Genomic DNA, 15,374 nt, shown 5'->3' on the forward strand with positions numbered 1-15,374 from the left:
CGTACCGCAACGGGAGATGCCCCAGCAGGAGATGCCGCAGTCGGACCCGCGGCCCGCGACGGCGCCCGCGGGCGAGGAGTCACCCCGGCTCGGGCGGTTCCTGGCCCGGGCGGCCGCCGTCACCGCGGGACTCACGGCAGCGGGCTCGCTGTTCGGGCTGATGCGGGACCAGGCCATCGCCCAGCTCTTCGGCGCGGACTCCGACACCGACGCGTTCCTCGTCGCCTGGACGGTGCCCGAACTGGCCGCCACCCTGCTCATCGAGGACGCCATGGCGCTCGTCCTGGTGCCCGCCTTCAGTCTCGCCCTCTCCCGCCGGGCGGCCCGTACGGAGGGAACCACGGCACAGGCCGACCCGGTGCGGACGCTGGTGGCGGCCACCCTCACCCGGCTCTCGCTGCTGCTCGCCTGCACCGCCGGGCTGCTGATGCTGGCCGCGCCGTACGTGGTGCGGGTGCTCGCACCGGGCCTGCCCGACATCGGCACCGCGGTGGACTGCCTGCGGCTGACCGCGCTGACCGTGGTCACCTTCGGCCTCGCCGGGTACTTCAGCGCCGCGCTGCGCGCGCACCGGCACTTCACGGCACCCGCCGCGATCTACCTCGCCTACAACTCCGCCACCATCGCGGTGATGTTCGCCGCGCACCGCGCCTGGGGAGTGCGGGCCGCCGCGCTGGGCGTCGCGGTGGGCGGCGCGCTGATGGTGCTCATCCAACTGCCCCCGCTGCTGCGCCGCCTGCCGCTGCGGCAGCAGCACCCGGCTCGGGGCCGCCGTGCCCGGAGCGCGGCGCGCGGCGGGCGGCCGAGCGCGCACGCGGGGACGCTCGTCGGCCTCGGGGTGCTCGCACCGGTCGTCACCTTCGCGGTGAGCCGCCAGGCGCAGGTCTTCTTCGAACGCTTCATGGCCTCCTCGCTGCCCGCGGGCGCCATCTCGCATCTCAACTACGCGCAGAAGGTGGCCCAGCTGCCGATGGTGCTCTCGCTGATGGTGTGCACGGTCACCTTCCCCGTCGTGGCCCGAGCCATGGCCGACGGCGACGCGGTGGCGGCCCGGCGGCGGGTGGAGCGGGACCTGGCGACGGCCGGGACGGTGGTGCTGCTGGGCGCCGCGTACGTGGTGGCCTGCGCACCCCAGATCATCGGTCTGCTCTTCGAACGCGGCGCCTTCGACGCGCACGACACTGCCGCGACGGCCGCGGTGATGCGGGTCTACTGCTGCGGATTGCTGGGGCACAGCATGGTCGGCGCCCTGGTGCGGCCCTTCTTCTCCGGCGGCCGTCCGCCCTGGTTCCCGGCCGCCGCGATGGGGGCCGGGCTGGCCGTGACAGTGGGCACCGGCGCTCCGCTGGCGGGCGGTTGGGGTGTCCTGGGCATCGCGGCGGCGAACGCGCTGGGCATCACCACCACCGCCGCCCTGCTGCTGCACGGGCTGGGCGCCCGGGTGGTGGCCGTCGACGTGTCCGGCGTGGCGGCCGGGCTGCTGCGGTTGCTGGTGGCCGCCGCCGCGGCGGCAGGTGCGGGCTGGACGGTGGCCGGGCTCTGCGCCACGCCCCTGGCCGGGGCGCTCGCCGGCGGGTGCGCCGTGCTGTTCGTCTTCCTCTGCGTCGGACTGCTGGTGGGGGCCCCGGAGCTGTCGTATCTGTCCACCGCCGTCAAACGGAGGTTCCCGCATGCCCGCCGACACCCGTAACCGGGCCCCCTGGCTGCTGATGTACCACTCGGTCTCCGACTGCCCCGACGATCCGTACGGCATCACCGTCTCGCCCTCGAGGCTGGAGCGGCAGTTGCGCTGGCTGCGCGACCGGGGGCTGACCGGCGTGAGCGCCGGCCGGCTGCTGCGGGCCCGTGCGGCGGGGCGGGACGCCGGGCTGGTGGGGCTCACCTTCGACGACGGCTACGCCGACTTCCTGACCGCCGCCGTGCCGCTGCTGCACCGGTACGGGTGCACGGCCACCGCGTTCGTGCTGCCGGGACGGCTGGGCGGCGACAACGCCTGGGACGAACTCGGGCCGCGCAAGGCGCTGCTGGACGCCGACGGTATCCGGAAGGCGGCCGCCGCGGGAATGGAGATCGGCTCACACGGGCTGGCCCACACCGACCTGGCCGGCGCCGACGACACGACCCTGGTGCGCGAGACGGCGCACAGCCGGACGCTGCTGGGCGAGCTCACCGGATCGGCACCCGCCGGGTTCTGCTACCCCTACGGCACGCTCGACCACCGGGCCGTCGCAGCCGTGCGCGCGGCCGGCTACAGCTACGCGTGCGGCATCGATCCGGGACCGCTGACCGGTGTGCACGCCCTGCCGCGCGCCCACGTCGGCGCCCGGGACACCTCCGTGCGGATGTATCTCAAGAAGGTGCTGCACCCACTGCGGCGCAGGCCGCTGCCCGCGGCGTCCGCCCCCGCGGAAGCCGCCCGGCGGGAGGCGGTGCGCCGATGAGGGTGCTGCACATCATCACCGGCCTGGACGTCGGCGGCGCCGAGGAGCAACTGCGGCTGCTGCTGCGCCATCTGCCGGACCATTCCGTGCGGGGCGAAGTGCTCGCCCTCACCTCGCCGGGCTCCGTCGCCGAGGGCATCCGCGCCGACGGCACCCCCGTCGCCCACCTGGGCATGGCGGGGAACCGCGATCTGGCCGCGCTGCCCCGGCTGGTGCGGCTGGTGCGCTCCGGGGGCTACGACCTGGTGCACACCCATCTGTACCGGGCCTGCGTGTACGGCAGGATCGCCGCCCGGCTGGCCGGGGTGCGCCCGGTGGTGGCGACCGAGCACTCGCTGGGTGACCGCGCGTTGGAGGGCCGCCCTCTCACCGCCGGTGTGCGCGCCCTCTATCTGGCCACCGAACGGCTCGGCACCACCACCGTGGCCGTCTCCGCGACGGTCGAGCAGCGGTTGCGCCGCTGGGGCGTTCCCACCGCCCGGCTGTGCACCGTGCCCAACGGCATCGACGCCGCACGCTTCCGCTTCGATCCCGCCGCCCGCGCCGCCGTGCGGAACGGCCTGGGGCTGGCGCCGGACGCCTTCGTGGTGGCCGGGGTGGGCCGCCTGGTGCCGGGCAAACGGTTCGACACCCTGGTGGACGCCGTGGCCGCGCTGCCCGGTGCGCATCTGCTGCTGGCCGGGGACGGCCCCGAACTCCCCGCGCTGCGCGCCCGCGCCGCGGCGCTGGGGGCGGAGGACCGGGTGCGCCTGCTGGGCGAGTGCGCGGGCGGACCCGGCACCCGGCAGGCGCCCCGCGGTACGGGACCGGACGTACCGCAGGTGCTGGCCGCGGCCGACGTGTTCGCCGCGCCGTCACCCGAGGAGTCCTTCGGGCTGGCGGCCATCGAAGCGCTCGCCGCCGGACTGCCCGTGCTCTACGCCGCGTGCCCGGCGATCGAGGACCTCCCGCCCGGGCAGGCGCCGGGGGCACACCGGTTCACCGCCTCCCCGCACGGCCCGGTGGAGGCGCTGCGCGGGTCGCTGGCGCGGCACGCGGCGGACTCCGCGCGGGCCCCGCGCCCGGCCAGGCTGCCGGTGCCGCCGGCGGTGCACCGCTACGACATCGCGCACTGCGCCGAGCGCCTGGCGCTGGTCTACCGCTCCGCGCTGGGCGCGCCCCCGGACGGCGGGACCGCACGCGTCCGCGCCCCGGGGGCGGCTTACCCGGTGCCGTCCCTCTCCCCCGAACGCCCCCTGACAACGAGGTGAGTTCCATGTCCAAGGCCGCTCCGGCAACGGCGGAGTCGTCCGCCGAGAGCACCGCGGAGACCGACGAGACGGCCGCCCCGGACGCGGGGCGCGAACGCGGCGAGGCCCGGCCCGCCGCGCGCCGCAGCCGCCGCAGGCGCCGCTCGCGGGGCCCGGGTTGGTGGCCGCTGCCGGTGTGCGTGGCACTCGGGGCGCTCGGCGGGGGCGGGTACGCGAATCTCTCGGAGCCCCGGTACGAAGCCACCAGCTATGTGCTGGTCTCCCCCGGCCCGCACGCCGAGGCGGCTTCGGCGCTGGGCTACGCGCAGGCGTACGGGAAGGTGGCCACGGACGCCTTCGTGCTCGGCGCCGCGGAGGCCGACGCGGGGCTGCCGCGCGGGGCGCTCCGCTCCCGGGTGCGGGCGGCCGCCTCGCCCGACGCGCCGATGGTGCGGATCACCGGCAGCGCGCCGCGGCCCGGCCGTGCCGCCGACTACGCGGACGCGGTGGCCCGCTCGCTGACCGGCACGGCGAAGAAGTCGGCCAAGCGGACGGGGGTGCGGCTGACGGTCGTCGCGCACGCGGCGCCTTCGGCCGGGCCCGTCTCCCCCTCGATGCCGATCGCGGTCGCGGTGGGCACGAGTGCGGGCGGACTGCTCGGCGCGCTGGTGCTGCTGGCCCGGCCGCAACGGCGCCGGGCGGCGGACGGCGCGGCCGTACCGGCGCCCGCGCCCGGCCGGGACGGCACGGCGCCCGCCGGGCGCCCGGCCGCGGAGCCGGAGGGGGCTTCCCAATGCTGATGTCAAGCCGCTGTGGTAACGGGTGGTGTCACCTGGTAACACCGTCGGTCACGAATCAGGGCCCAGAGCACGTTGACGCGGCGCCGGGCCAGAGCGAGGACTGCCTGGACGTGGCGTTTTCCTTCTGCGCGCTTCCGGTCGTAGAAGGCGCGGGAGTTGGGGTCGGACTGGATGCTGATCAGTGCGGAGGTGTAGAAGACGCGTTGCAGGCGTCGGTGGTAGCGCGTTGGCCGGTGGAGGTTGTCACTGATTTTCCCGGAGTCCCTCGGGGCCGGGGTGACTCCGGCGAAGGCCGCGAGGCGGTCCGGGGTGGGGAAGGCGTCCAGTGTGCCGCCGACGGCGGCGAGGAACTCCGCGCCGAGAGTGGCTCCGATGCCTGGCATCGAGGTGATCACTTCAGCGAGATCGTGCTCACGAAACCGGCCCTCGATGAGCTTGTCGGTCCCGGCGATCTTCTCGTTGAGGGTCATCACCTCCCCGGCCAGGGTGTGGACCATCGTGGCAATGGCGTTTTCCCCGGCGACGGCGGTGTGCTGTCGCTCGGCGGCCTCAACGACCTTCTCGGCAAGGGCCTGGGCACTGCGGACCTTCCGGTTGCGAAGCCACGTCGTGAGGCGTTTGGTGCCGGCCCGCCGGATCGCGGTGGGGGTCTGGTAGCCGCTCAGGAGCCGCAGCGGCCCGGTGTTGTCGAGGTCCAGGGCTCGCTCAAGCGCAGGGAACATGCTGTTCAGCAGGGAACGGAGCCGGTTGATGACGCGAGTCCGCTCGGCCACGAGGTCCGTGCGGCGGTCGGTCAGCAGCCTCAGTTCGACGACTGCCTCATCGTCGAGCCGGATGGGCAGCAGGTCGCGGCGCATGCGGGCCTGGTCAGCGATGACCCGGGCGTCGCGGGCGTCGGTCTTGCCCTGGCCGCGGTAGCTGTCGGTAGCCCGGTTGACCGCGACGCCGGGGATGTAGAGGAGTTCCTGGGCGTGGTTGGCCAGGAGGTTGATCAGCAGGCCCGGCTCGCCGCCGGTCATGTCCATCGCCCAGGTCACTGCCCGGCCGTCCGCGAGGCCCAGGACATCGGCGATCAGCCGCAGCAGCTCGGGCTCGTCGTTGGCCACGCGGCGCGACAGCAGCGTGCCGCCCTCAGCGTCCAGGACCAGCGTGTGGTGGTGGGTCTTGCCGCAGTCGGTCCCGGCCCATATCCGGCTCATCGCACTCCGTCAGATCGTCGGTGCAGTTCGTACCACGGACGACCTCGCCGGCATTGCTCTACACAGCGACCTTCTCGCACTTCCCAATCGGCGGCCGAGTCGTCGTGGGGAACCGGGCGGCCAAGCCTCCTGAACCATGATCGGCAGCCCGATGAAAGCCACACCCGGCTCCCCTGGGTGCCACAACCCTACGAATGGCTGGGGCAGACCCAGGAAGAAGGTAGAGCTCGATGACCTCACCGCTGCCGCCGCCCACCCGCCGCAGACTGGCCGGGCCCGTCCTCTCCCCGTGGCGCAGCGCACGGGGCGACGCCTCCGGGCAGCCACCGGTGCGGCTGACGGCGACGCTGTGCCGCGCGGAGGAGCAGTTCGCCGCGCTGACCGACGAGTGGGAGGCGCTGCGCGCCCGGAACAGGTCGGCGACGCCGTTCCAGAGCCACGTCTGGCTGTGGTCGTGGTGGCGGTCCTACGGGCGCCGCGGCAGGCTGCGGGTGGTCCTGGTGCGGGAGAACGGACGTCTGGTCGCCGCCGCCCCGCTGATGCTCGTGCACCGTCCGCTGCCGGCGCTGGTCACGCTCGGCGGCAGCATCTCCGACTACCAGGACGTGCTGCTGGACGACAGCTGCCCGCGGGCCGCCGGGGCGCTGGCCCGGGCCCTGCACTCCGCTTCCCGCAGCGCCGTGCTGGACCTGCGCGAAGTGCGGCCGGGCGGGGCCGCGGAGCGCCTGTACGCGGCCTGGCCGGGGGCCAGCCGGTGCCTGGCCGACTCCTCCTGTCTGGAGCTTCCCGGCATTCCGATGGAGGAGATGCTGCGGCGACTGGCACCCGCCAGCGCCAAGCGCACCCGGCGCAAGGTCCGCCGTATCGCCGAACTCGGTGTCGAGGCGCACGACGTGACCGGGGAGCGGGTGGCCGACGCGGTGCGCACGATGCTGCGGCTGCACGAGCGGCAGTGGCGCGGCAGGGGCGTCACACCCGAGCATCTGCGCTCCCGGTTCGGCGCGCATCTGGTGCGTGCCACGACCGCGTTGGTGGCCTGCGGGGACGCGGCGGTGACCGAGTACCGGATCGGCGGCCGGGTGGCCGCCTGCGATGTCGCCTTCACCTCGCGGGACCTGGTGTGCGGCTATCTGTACGGTGCCGATCCGACGCTGCGCGAGCAGCGGGTGGACATCGCGACGATGCTGCTGCAGCACGACGCCCACTACGCGGCCGCCAGCGGCCGGGGCACGCTGAGCATGCTGCGCGGCACCGAGCCCTACAAGTTGCGCTGGCGCCCGGTGACCGCCGTCAACCGCCGCTATCTGCTGGCCCGGCGGGAGCTGGCGCCCGCCCTGGGGCTGCTGGCCGCGCAGGCGGCGGCCCGGGAGCTGGCGGCCGGGCTGCTGCGCAGACGGCCGCTGAACGCCGTGGTCCGCGTCCTGCCGGGCCGAGTCCGCCGCGGCCTGCGGACCCGGCAGTGACGGCGTGAGCGCGGTATCGCGGTGGGCCGGGTCCGGGCGGCGGCTATCCGCCCAGGGCACGCAGCCAGTCGAGCCGCACGCAGTAGCGGCCCGGCCCCCAGCACCGGTCCCACCAGGGACGGGGGGTGGAGGGGGGCGGCACCGGGCGCGAGTGGCCCGGGGCCTGCGTCTGCCCGGACTGCCGGGGCGGCTGTGTCCCGGGGCCCAGCGCCGCCCGGTAGACGGCGGCGGAGGCGGGGTTGCGCGAACAGCGCCACACGCCGTGCGGGCAGTAGTCGCTGATGGTCTGGTAGAGCGGCTTGTACCGGTCCATCCACTCCAGCATGCGGCGGGTGTATTCGGTGTTGTCGCCGTTGCGGAACAGCCCCCATTCCGGGTAGGAGACGGGTTTGCGGTGCCGCGCCGCGAAGTCGACGTGCGCCTGGAGTCCGTACGGTTCGCGCACCTGTTCCTCGAAGCGCAGGCCGCGCGGCTGGTCGTAGGCGTCCATGCCGAGCACGTCCACCACGTCGTCGCCCGGGTAGCAGCGGGGCCAGGGAATCGCGTCCCGGCCCCGGCTGGGCGCGAAGTCGAAGCGGAACCGCTGGCCTGCCACCGCGCGCATGGCGGTCACGATGCGGCGCCAGTACGCCTTCCACGCCTTGGGGTCGGGGCCACAGCGGTGTGTGTAGGTGGTGCCGTTCATCTCCCAGCCCAGTACCAGGACGGTGTCCGCGAGGCGCTGCCGCACCAGCCGCTCGGCCAGCTTCCGGTAGTGGCTGTCGAAGTGTCCGGCCGCGCCCTCACGCAGCAGGGTGCGCACCCGCGCGTCGGACAGGCCGGCCTCGTTGCGGGCCGCCATCGGCACGTTGAGCACCAGCAGCCGGTCCGGGTCGGCGTGCCGCCAGCGGGCCCACGGCTCCAGGAAGCGAGGCGGGCCCTCGATGTCGGACCACAGGCGGCCGGGCAGGTAGGTGTGCCCGACGCGCAGCCGGGTGCCGCCCAGCCAGCGCTCCATCGCGCGGATGCGGCGCACCCCCTCGGGTCCGGAGCCCAGGAACGCACCCACCGCCGGGTCGGCGGCGGCGACCGGCGCGGAGGGAGCGGAGGGGGAGGCGGACGGGGAGGGGGAGGCCGGCCGGCTCGGGGCCGGGGATGCGGAGGGCTGCGGGCTGCGCAGCGGTCGCTCGCCCGGCTCGGTTTCCGGCCTGCCGTTCGGCAGCACGGTGCAGGAGGCCAGCAGTCCCGCGGCGAGGATCCCTCCGCACAGCACCGCTCTGATCCGCTGACGTCTGTGGCTCCGCATGGCTCCTCCTGGTCGCCTCCGGGCCGCTGTGCGCCCTCGGCCCGCGGTCCGGTCATCCGCCGGTCCCAAATCCTGATGATCCGTCAGCAGGATTCTCGCCCCGCCCGCCCACCCCACGCCTGAAGGACATGCATCATGCCGTCGTTCGCCACGGACGTCCCCGCACTGCTGCTGCGACTCGATCCGAACCCGTACCACCACGGCACCCTGGGAGCCGCCCGGTCGCTGGGGCGCGCCGGGGTGGAGGTGCACGCGCTCGTCGGCTCACGGATCGGCCCGGTGGGCCGGACCCGCTACCTGCACCGGGTGCACACACCGCGGACCGCGGCAGCCGCCGGGCCGAGGGGCGCGCCGACCGACGCCGAACTGGAAGGCGCGCTGCTGGAGGCGTCCGAGGCGATCGGCAGGCCCGTCGTGCTCGTTCCGCTGGACGACCGGGGCGCGATCGGCGCCGCCCGGCTCGCGCCCCGGCTCGCCGGACGGTACCTGCTGCCCCCGGTGGCGCCGCCGCTTCCGGCCCGGCTGGCGGACAAGGCCGAACTGTCCGCCGTCTGCGCCCGCGCCGAGGTCGCGCACCCCCCGACGATGCTGCCCGACAGTGCGCGCGAGGCAGCGCGCGCCGCCGCGGAGCTCGGGCTGCCGGCGGTGGCCAAATGGAGCCGCCCCTGGCTGCTGCCACCCGGCCTGCGCAGCACGGCGCTGGTCCGGAGCCCGGACGAGGCGGCGCGGTTGTACGAGCGGACCGCGGAGGCGGGCAGCGCCCTGCTGCTGCAGCGCAGGCTGCCGGACGCGCCGGGAGCCGACTGGTTCTTCCACGGGTACGCCGCCGAGGGCGGGCGGTTCCTGGTCGGCGGCGCCGGGCGCAAGGAGCGCTCCTGGCCGCCCCGCACCGGACTGACCGCGGTGGGCACCTGGCTGCCGTGCCCCGCCGTGGAGAAGGCCGCTGCCCGCCTCGCGGCGGCCCTGGACTACCGCGGCATCCTCGACCTCGACTTCCGGCTCGACCCGGTCACCGGCGTCCACCACCTGGTGGATTTCAACCCGCGCCCCGGTGCGCAGTTCCGGCTCTTCACCGACCACACCGGTCTGGACGTGGTCAGGGCCCAGCACCTGCATCTGACCGGGCGTGACGTGCCCGAACCGCGCGGAGGGCCGGGCCGGGTATTCGTCGTGGAGAACTACGCGCTGCTGTCCGCGCTGCTGGGCCCGCGGGCACGCGGGCGCGCACCCGCGGCTGCCTCACACGGTCCGGTCGAGCGCGCCTGGTTCGCCGCCGACGACCCGCTGCCCTTCGCCGCGATGGCGGCGGGCTGGCTGGGCCGCTGCCTGGCCAGGGGAGCGCGCCCGGACGCCCTGCGCGAGCGGTTGCGCACCGGCAACACGAGATCCGCCCCGGGGCGCGCCGCGCGCGTGGCACGCCCCACCGCGGGCCCGGCGCACCCCGCGCCCGGACCGGAAGGCCCGCAGCACACAGAGCCGACACCGTACACAGAGAGAAGGAATCCATGTACGACCTCGTAGTGGTGGGCGCCGGCCCCTACGGACTGTCCATCGCCTCACACGCGGCGGCGGCGGGACTGCGCCTGCGGGTCCTCGGCAAGCCGATGGCCTCCTGGCGGGACCACATGCCGCGCGGCATGTTCCTCAAGTCCGAGCCCGGCGCCTCCGCGCTCTCCGACCCGGAGAGCGCCCACACGCTCACCGCCTACTGCGCGGACCGCGGCATCGAGGTGGGCCACGGCCGCCCGCTGCCGCTGGACACCTTCACCGAGTACGGCACCTGGTTCGGCAACCGGGCCACACCCCCGGTCGAGGACCTGACCGTCACCCGGGTCGCTCCGCACCAGTCCGGCTTCCGGATCCGTACCGCGGAGGGTGAGCAGCTCACCACCCGGGCGGTGGCACTCGCCATCGGAGTGCTGCCGTTCGCGCACCGGCCCGCCGCGCTCCGCGGCCTGCCCGCCGACCTGGCCTCCCACAGCACCCACCACCGTGACCTGAGCCGGTTCCGGGGCCAGGACGTGACGGTGGTCGGCGCCGGGCAGGCGGCACTGGAGACCGCGGCGCTGCTCGCCGAGGAGGGCGCCGAACCACGGGTGGTGGCCCGGGCGCCCCGCCTGAACTGGAACACCCCTCCCAAGCCGCTCGACCGCAGCCGGCTGGGCGCCCTGCTCGACCCGCACAGCGCCCTGGGGACCGGCTGGCCGACCTGGGTGTGGTCGCGGCGCCCGGACGCGGTCCGGCGGCTGCCCGCCGCCCTGCGGCTGCACATCGCCCGGAACGCCCTCGGCCCGGCGGGGGCCTGGTGGCTGCGGGAACGGTTCGAGCCCGTCGTGCCGACTCTGCTGGGGCACACCATCACGGCGGCCGACCGCACGGCGGGCGGGATCCGGCGCGTGGGGAACGGCCCGGGCTCCCGGGTGCGGCTGTGGCTGAGAGCGGCGGACGGCACGGCACGGACGCTGGAGACCGACCACGTGGTGGCCGCGACCGGATTCGCCCCGGAGCTGTTCCGGCTCGGGCTGCTGGACTCCACCCTGCGGGAGACCCTGCGCCGGGTGGGGGACAGCGACGGCCCCTGGCTCGGCCACGACTTCGAGTCCTCGCACCCGGGCCTGTTCTTCGCGGGGCTGTTGACAGCACCCTCGTTCGGTCCCGCGATGCGCTTCGTGCACGGTGCCGGCTTCACGGCGCCACGTCTGGTCGCGGGCGTGTGCCGGCACGTGGCCGCGCGTCGGGCGGCGGAGGCGACCCGCGCCACCGGCGGCACCGGGCGCTCCCCGCGGGTGGCGGTGCCCCGCTCGGCCACCCGGGCACTCGCCGCCGAGGAAGCGCAGGCGCCCGGCCGGGAGGTGAAGGCGTCGAGGTGACGTACGTGCCGTTGTCGGCGTCCGGACCGGGCCGGACGTCGAGCGGCCCATCGGGTCGCGCGGGGACGAGGGGGCTACGAGGCCGTGCGTCAGTGTGCGTGGGCCGAACCGGTGCTCCCCGCGAAGAGGACCGAGGCGAGCTCGTCGTCCATCGACTGCCGGATGCGCTCGGTCAGCGCACCCTGGGTGGCCTCCCCCAGCAGCTCGACCACCGTCCTGGCCTCGTGCACGGCCTTCGGCGGCTGCGCCCCGGCCCGCCGCGCGACGCGGTCGAAGAACTCCTGCCGGGTCATCCGCACCCCGGTCTGCGGGATGTCCGGCGCGTACTCGATGCGGCGCAGGTGTTCTCCCAGCTCCGTCGGAAGCTGCGCGGCCAGATGGTCGGCCAGCGGGGCCGGAATGCGCTCGGCCAGTGTCTCCAGGGTGGCGCGGGTGCACGCCTCGGCCGCACCCCGGCTGTCGAGGTGGGCCCGCGCCTGTACCTGACCGATGAACTCGTCGTGCTGCATGGGGCTTCTCCTCACTCGAGCAGTGACTCCACCGGGCCCCTTCCAGCATGCGCGCCCCGCGTGCCGGTCGCACGTCCGGGCGCACACCTCACGCGCCCGGACGGCGACGCGGCGCGACGGAACCGGTCCGGGAGACCGTCCGCCCCGAGGCGGTACGGCCTCCCGGACCCGGCTAGAGCTCGCGTACGATCCGCGCCGGGTTGCCCACGGCCAGCACGCCGCCCGGAAGGTCCGCGGTGACGACCGCACCGGCCCCCACGACGGTGTCCGCGCCGATCGTGACGCCGGGGCAGACGATCACACCGCCCCCGAGCCACACGTTGTCACCGATCGTGATGGGCAGTCCCTTCTCCCAGCCCGCGCGGCGCCGTTCGGCATCCATTCCGTGCGTCGGGGTCAGCAGCTGCACATAGGGACCGATCTGCACGTCACGGCCGACGGCGATGGGCGCCACGTCCAGGAAGACGGCACCGAAGTTCACGAACGTGCCGGCGCCGATCGACAGCCGGCTGCCGAAGTCGCAGTGGAACGGCGGGCGGATACGGACGCCCTCGCCCAGGTCCCCGACCAGCCGCTCCAGTATCCGGCGCCGCTCCTGGGGCGGGGCGGTGCCGGACGCGTTGTAGGCCTCGCACAGCTCGGCCCGCCGCACCGTGTCGGCCAGCAGTTCCTCGTCGTCCGGGAGATACCAGTCCCCCGCCAGCATCCGCTGCTTGTTCTCACCCATGGGCACACTCTCGCAGAGCGCCCGCGAGGCGCCGCCCCGGCGGTGACCGCCCAGGGCCGCTGATCGCCCGAGGCGGGGGACGGGAGGGATCACGCCCCGGTGGCGGCCGGGAGTTCGACCCGGCCGAAGCGCCTGCGGTACGCCGAGGGGCTCAGTCCGGTCTCCCGGCGAAGCCGGGACCGCAGGTTCGCTGCGGTGCCGAGCCCGCTCTCGCGGGCGACGACCTCCAGCCGCTCCTCACCGCGCTCGATCAGCCGGCAGGCCAGCGCGACCCGCTCGCCGACTAGCCAGGCGAGCGGGGTGGTGCCGAGCTGGGCGCGGAAGCGGCGGTGCAGGGTGGCGGCGCTGACCGCTTCCCGGGCCGCCAGATCGGCCACGGTGAGGGGTGCCTCCAGCCGCTCCCGGGCCCACGCCAGCAGGGGTGCCAAGGACTCCTCCGGGGTGCGCGGCAGCGGCCGCTCGACGAACTGCCGCTGGCCGCCGTCCCGGTGCGCGGCGAAGACCAGGCGGCGGCTCACCGCGTTGGCGACCTCGGCGCCGTGGTCGCGGCGCACCACGTGCAGTCCCAGGTCCAGCGCGGCCGCGCTGCCCGCGGCGGTGAGGATGTCACCGTCGTCGACGAAGAGGACGTCCGGCTCCAGGTCCACGTCCGGGAAGCGGGCCCGGAACCGGTCCGCCCACTGCCAGTGCGCGGTGGCGCGCCGCCCGCTGAGCACACCCGCCTCGGCGAGGGTGAACGCTCCGCTGCACAGACCCAGGAGGCGGGTGCCGCGCGCGTGGGCGCGGCGGACGGCCGCCAGCACGGCCGGGCGCCGGGGCACCTCGATGTCGGGCCGGTTGGGCACGATCAGGGTGTCCGCGTGCTCGGCCGCGGCCAGGTCCGCGACGCCGGTGAGGGTGAAGAATCCGTCGCGCAGCACGGTGCGGGGCTCGGGTGAGCAGAGCGTGAAGTCGTACAGCTCCCGGCCGAGCTCGGGCCTGCGCAGTCCGAAGACCTCTGTCGCGCAGCCGAGTTCGAAGGGGTTGGAGTTCTCGTCGACGAGCACGACGACCCGGTGGAGACCCGTCGGCCGTCCGTGCGAGGAATCTTGCGGCATATGCGATTCCTAGCAGTCGCGGCGGACGACGTCACGCCCCAGGATGAAGCCATGAACAGCGACCCCATCGACCTGAACCGGGCTCTGGCCTCCTTCGACGCCCTGTGGAGCCCCCGCATCGTCACCCGCGTCAACGACTACGACGTACGCGTCGCCAAGGTCCGCGGCGAACACTTGTGGCACGCGCACGAGGACACGGACGAGTTCTTCCTCGTCCTGGACGGAGAGCTGGAGATCGGGCTGCGCGAGCCGGCCGGCGAGCGGACGGTCCGGCTCGGGACGGGGGCGGTCTTCACGGTGCCGCGCGGAGTGGAGCACAAGCCCGCCTCGCCCGGGGGCGCCGCCCTGCTGCTGTTCGAGCCCACCGGCACCTCCACCGTCGGGGACCGGCACGAGGAGGTGCCCGCACACGTCGACGCCACGACGGGACACGAACTGAGCCGGTAGCGCGCCCGCTGCGGAGGGCGGCCACGGGTGGGCCTGCGCACCGCCCGGGGTCGCCCGGCGCGGGTCGCGTCGCCCGCGGCGCGGCCCCGGCCGCGCGCCGCCCCGCTCAGGCCGCGCGGGCCCCCGCGATATGGGCCCGGGCCGCCCGCACCGCGTCGCGGATGTCGCGGGTCCCCGTGGAGACGCAGAGCGTGTACGAGACGTCGTCCAGCTCCTGCCGGTCCTCGGGCCGCCCGCGGAGGGCCTCATAGCGGCTGAGCAGCTCTCGGAGCGTGTCGGGGTGAGCGATCATGGCAACTCCTCGGGGGCGTGCTGCGGCGCGCGGCGGGGGGACACGGCTGCCGCCCGCGTCCTGCGGGCGGCGAAGGCTGTGCACAGGGCCAGTACCCGCCACCAGCCGGACAAAACACGTAAAAGCCGACATGAGGCTCTCATTCCTGTCCGCTGCCCGTTTGCCGCCGCACCTGGTGGGCACTCCGGCGTCCGGGGACGGAAGATGCCCGCCGAGGTGCGAAAGGAACCGGCAGGAGGCTTGAGCTGACGTGATGGATTCCGTACCCGGAGTACCCTGCTGGGTCAGTCTGACCGTCCGTGACCGGCAGGCCACCGAGGACTTCTACGGCTCGGTGCTGGGCTGGTCCTTCACCGACAGCTCTCTGGGCCCCGGCTTCCGCACGGCCACCCGGGACGGCGATCCGGTGGCGGGCTTCAACGAGGCGGCCGTCTCCTGGCAGCTTCCCGTCCGGTGGACGGTGTTCTTCTCCGTGGACGACGCCGACCTCGTCTGCGAGCGGGTCCGCGAGCGGGGCGCCACCGTCGCCGTCGGACCGCTGCGGGTCGGCGAGGGCCGTGCGGCCATGGCCGCCGACCCCTACGGTGCGGCGTTCGGGGTCTGGCAGGGGGACCTGCCCCGCGGCTGGGCGGTCGGTGCGGGGCACGCGCCGGCCTGGCTGGAGCTGCGCACCGGTGACGCCTTCGCCGCGGCACTCTTCTACGGTGCCGTGCTCGACTGGACGAAGAACCCCAGCCACGGGGTGAGTTACGAGGAGCAGAGCGACGAGGTGCACATCCTGGTGGACGGCGAGACCGTCGCCGGGCTTCGCGGAGGCGGCGTGGAGGCCGCTTCCGACCCCCAGGTGCGCACCCGCTGGGACGTGTACTTCCGCGCGTCCGACATCGACGCGGCGCTCGGTGCCGCGGAGCGGACGGGCGGCTCCGTGGTCTCGCCCGTCCAGCAGGCCCCGCACGGCCGGATCGCCACCGTCCGCGACCCGGACGGCGGCCTCTTCCGCCTGCTGGGCTCCTGA

At 74.9% G+C, this 15,374-nt stretch carries 15 protein-coding genes; 9 read left to right on the forward strand and 6 right to left on the reverse strand.

The window, feature by feature from the left end:
• The first annotated feature begins 31 nt into the window (after positions 1 to 31).
• The 4 genes from P2424_RS18255 to P2424_RS18270 are packed head-to-tail and all read left to right on the forward strand — an operon-like array spanning position 32 to position 4,470.
• A complete protein-coding gene (locus P2424_RS18255; protein WP_276479014.1) occupies positions 32 to 1,690 on the forward strand; it encodes a lipid II flippase MurJ in 1,659 nt (552 codons plus the stop codon).
• Positions 1,671 to 2,441 (forward strand): polysaccharide deacetylase family protein, encoded by a 771-nt coding sequence (locus P2424_RS18260; RefSeq protein WP_276476813.1) that lies wholly within the window; start codon positions 1,671 to 1,673, stop codon positions 2,439 to 2,441. The genes P2424_RS18255 and P2424_RS18260 overlap by 20 nt, the downstream gene beginning before the upstream one ends.
• Entirely contained in the window at positions 2,438 to 3,691 is a 1,254-nt protein-coding gene (locus tag P2424_RS18265) for a glycosyltransferase (protein ID WP_276476814.1), read from the forward strand. The genes P2424_RS18260 and P2424_RS18265 overlap by 4 nt, the downstream gene beginning before the upstream one ends.
• A gap of 5 nt (positions 3,692 to 3,696) precedes the next feature.
• Positions 3,697 to 4,470 (forward strand): hypothetical protein, encoded by a 774-nt coding sequence (locus P2424_RS18270; RefSeq protein WP_276476815.1) that lies wholly within the window; start codon positions 3,697 to 3,699, stop codon positions 4,468 to 4,470.
• A gap of 2 nt (positions 4,471 to 4,472) precedes the next feature.
• Here the strand turns inward: P2424_RS18270 and P2424_RS18275 are convergent, their stop codons facing one another.
• Positions 4,473 to 5,669 carry an IS110 family transposase gene (locus P2424_RS18275; RefSeq protein WP_276474122.1) on the reverse strand — a complete coding sequence of 399 codons (1,197 nt, stop codon included), beginning with the start codon at positions 5,667 to 5,669 and terminating at the stop codon, positions 4,473 to 4,475.
• 230 nt (positions 5,670 to 5,899) lie between these two features.
• Here P2424_RS18275 and P2424_RS18280 point away from each other — a divergent pair, with 230 nt between their 5' ends.
• Positions 5,900 to 7,132, forward strand: coding sequence for a GNAT family N-acetyltransferase (locus P2424_RS18280; RefSeq protein ID WP_276476816.1), 1,233 nt, complete (start codon positions 5,900 to 5,902; stop codon positions 7,130 to 7,132).
• A 43-nt stretch (positions 7,133 to 7,175) separates the two neighbouring features.
• Here P2424_RS18280 and P2424_RS18285 read toward each other — a convergent pair whose 3' ends face one another.
• The gene (locus P2424_RS18285) at positions 7,176 to 8,417 is read right to left on the reverse strand and encodes a glycosyl hydrolase (protein WP_276476817.1); all 1,242 of its coding nucleotides are present in this window, start codon (positions 8,415 to 8,417) and stop codon (positions 7,176 to 7,178) included.
• 135 nt (positions 8,418 to 8,552) lie between these two features.
• On the opposite strand from P2424_RS18285, the gene P2424_RS18290 reads away from it, so the two are divergent.
• Both P2424_RS18290 and P2424_RS18295 read left to right on the forward strand, forming a co-directional pair.
• Entirely contained in the window at positions 8,553 to 9,938 is a 1,386-nt protein-coding gene (locus P2424_RS18290; RefSeq protein WP_276476818.1) for an ATP-grasp domain-containing protein, read from the forward strand.
• The gene (locus P2424_RS18295) at positions 9,923 to 11,287 is read left to right on the forward strand and encodes an NAD(P)-binding domain-containing protein (protein ID WP_276476819.1); all 1,365 of its coding nucleotides are present in this window, start codon (positions 9,923 to 9,925) and stop codon (positions 11,285 to 11,287) included. The genes P2424_RS18290 and P2424_RS18295 overlap by 16 nt, the downstream gene beginning before the upstream one ends.
• Before the next feature lie 89 nt (positions 11,288 to 11,376).
• Here P2424_RS18295 and P2424_RS18300 read toward each other — a convergent pair whose 3' ends face one another.
• The 3 genes from P2424_RS18300 to P2424_RS18310 form a co-directional block, all read right to left on the reverse strand.
• Positions 11,377 to 11,796 (reverse strand): DUF2267 domain-containing protein, encoded by a 420-nt coding sequence (locus tag P2424_RS18300; RefSeq protein ID WP_276476820.1) that lies wholly within the window; start codon positions 11,794 to 11,796, stop codon positions 11,377 to 11,379.
• A 172-nt stretch (positions 11,797 to 11,968) separates the two neighbouring features.
• A complete protein-coding gene (locus P2424_RS18305) occupies positions 11,969 to 12,523 on the reverse strand; it encodes a sugar O-acetyltransferase (RefSeq protein ID WP_276476821.1) in 555 nt (184 codons plus the stop codon).
• A gap of 89 nt (positions 12,524 to 12,612) precedes the next feature.
• On the reverse strand, positions 12,613 to 13,620 hold the full coding sequence (locus P2424_RS18310; protein WP_276476823.1) for a helix-turn-helix domain-containing protein: 1,008 nt from the start codon (positions 13,618 to 13,620) through the stop codon (positions 12,613 to 12,615).
• Positions 13,621 to 13,671: 51 nt separating this feature from the next.
• On the opposite strand from P2424_RS18310, the gene P2424_RS18315 reads away from it, so the two are divergent.
• Positions 13,672 to 14,067, forward strand: coding sequence for a cupin domain-containing protein (locus P2424_RS18315; RefSeq protein ID WP_276476824.1), 396 nt, complete (start codon positions 13,672 to 13,674; stop codon positions 14,065 to 14,067).
• Positions 14,068 to 14,173: 106 nt separating this feature from the next.
• Here the strand turns inward: P2424_RS18315 and P2424_RS18320 are convergent, their stop codons facing one another.
• The gene (locus P2424_RS18320; RefSeq protein ID WP_276476825.1) at positions 14,174 to 14,359 is read right to left on the reverse strand and encodes a DUF5133 domain-containing protein; all 186 of its coding nucleotides are present in this window, start codon (positions 14,357 to 14,359) and stop codon (positions 14,174 to 14,176) included.
• 253 nt (positions 14,360 to 14,612) lie between these two features.
• Here P2424_RS18320 and P2424_RS18325 point away from each other — a divergent pair, with 253 nt between their 5' ends.
• Positions 14,613 to 15,374, forward strand: a complete 762-nt coding sequence (locus P2424_RS18325) for a VOC family protein (RefSeq protein ID WP_276479015.1) — start codon at positions 14,613 to 14,615, stop codon at positions 15,372 to 15,374.

It is taken from the genome of Streptomyces sp. WMMB303 (genome assembly GCF_029351045.1).
Classification (GTDB): domain Bacteria; phylum Actinomycetota; class Actinomycetes; order Streptomycetales; family Streptomycetaceae; genus Streptomyces.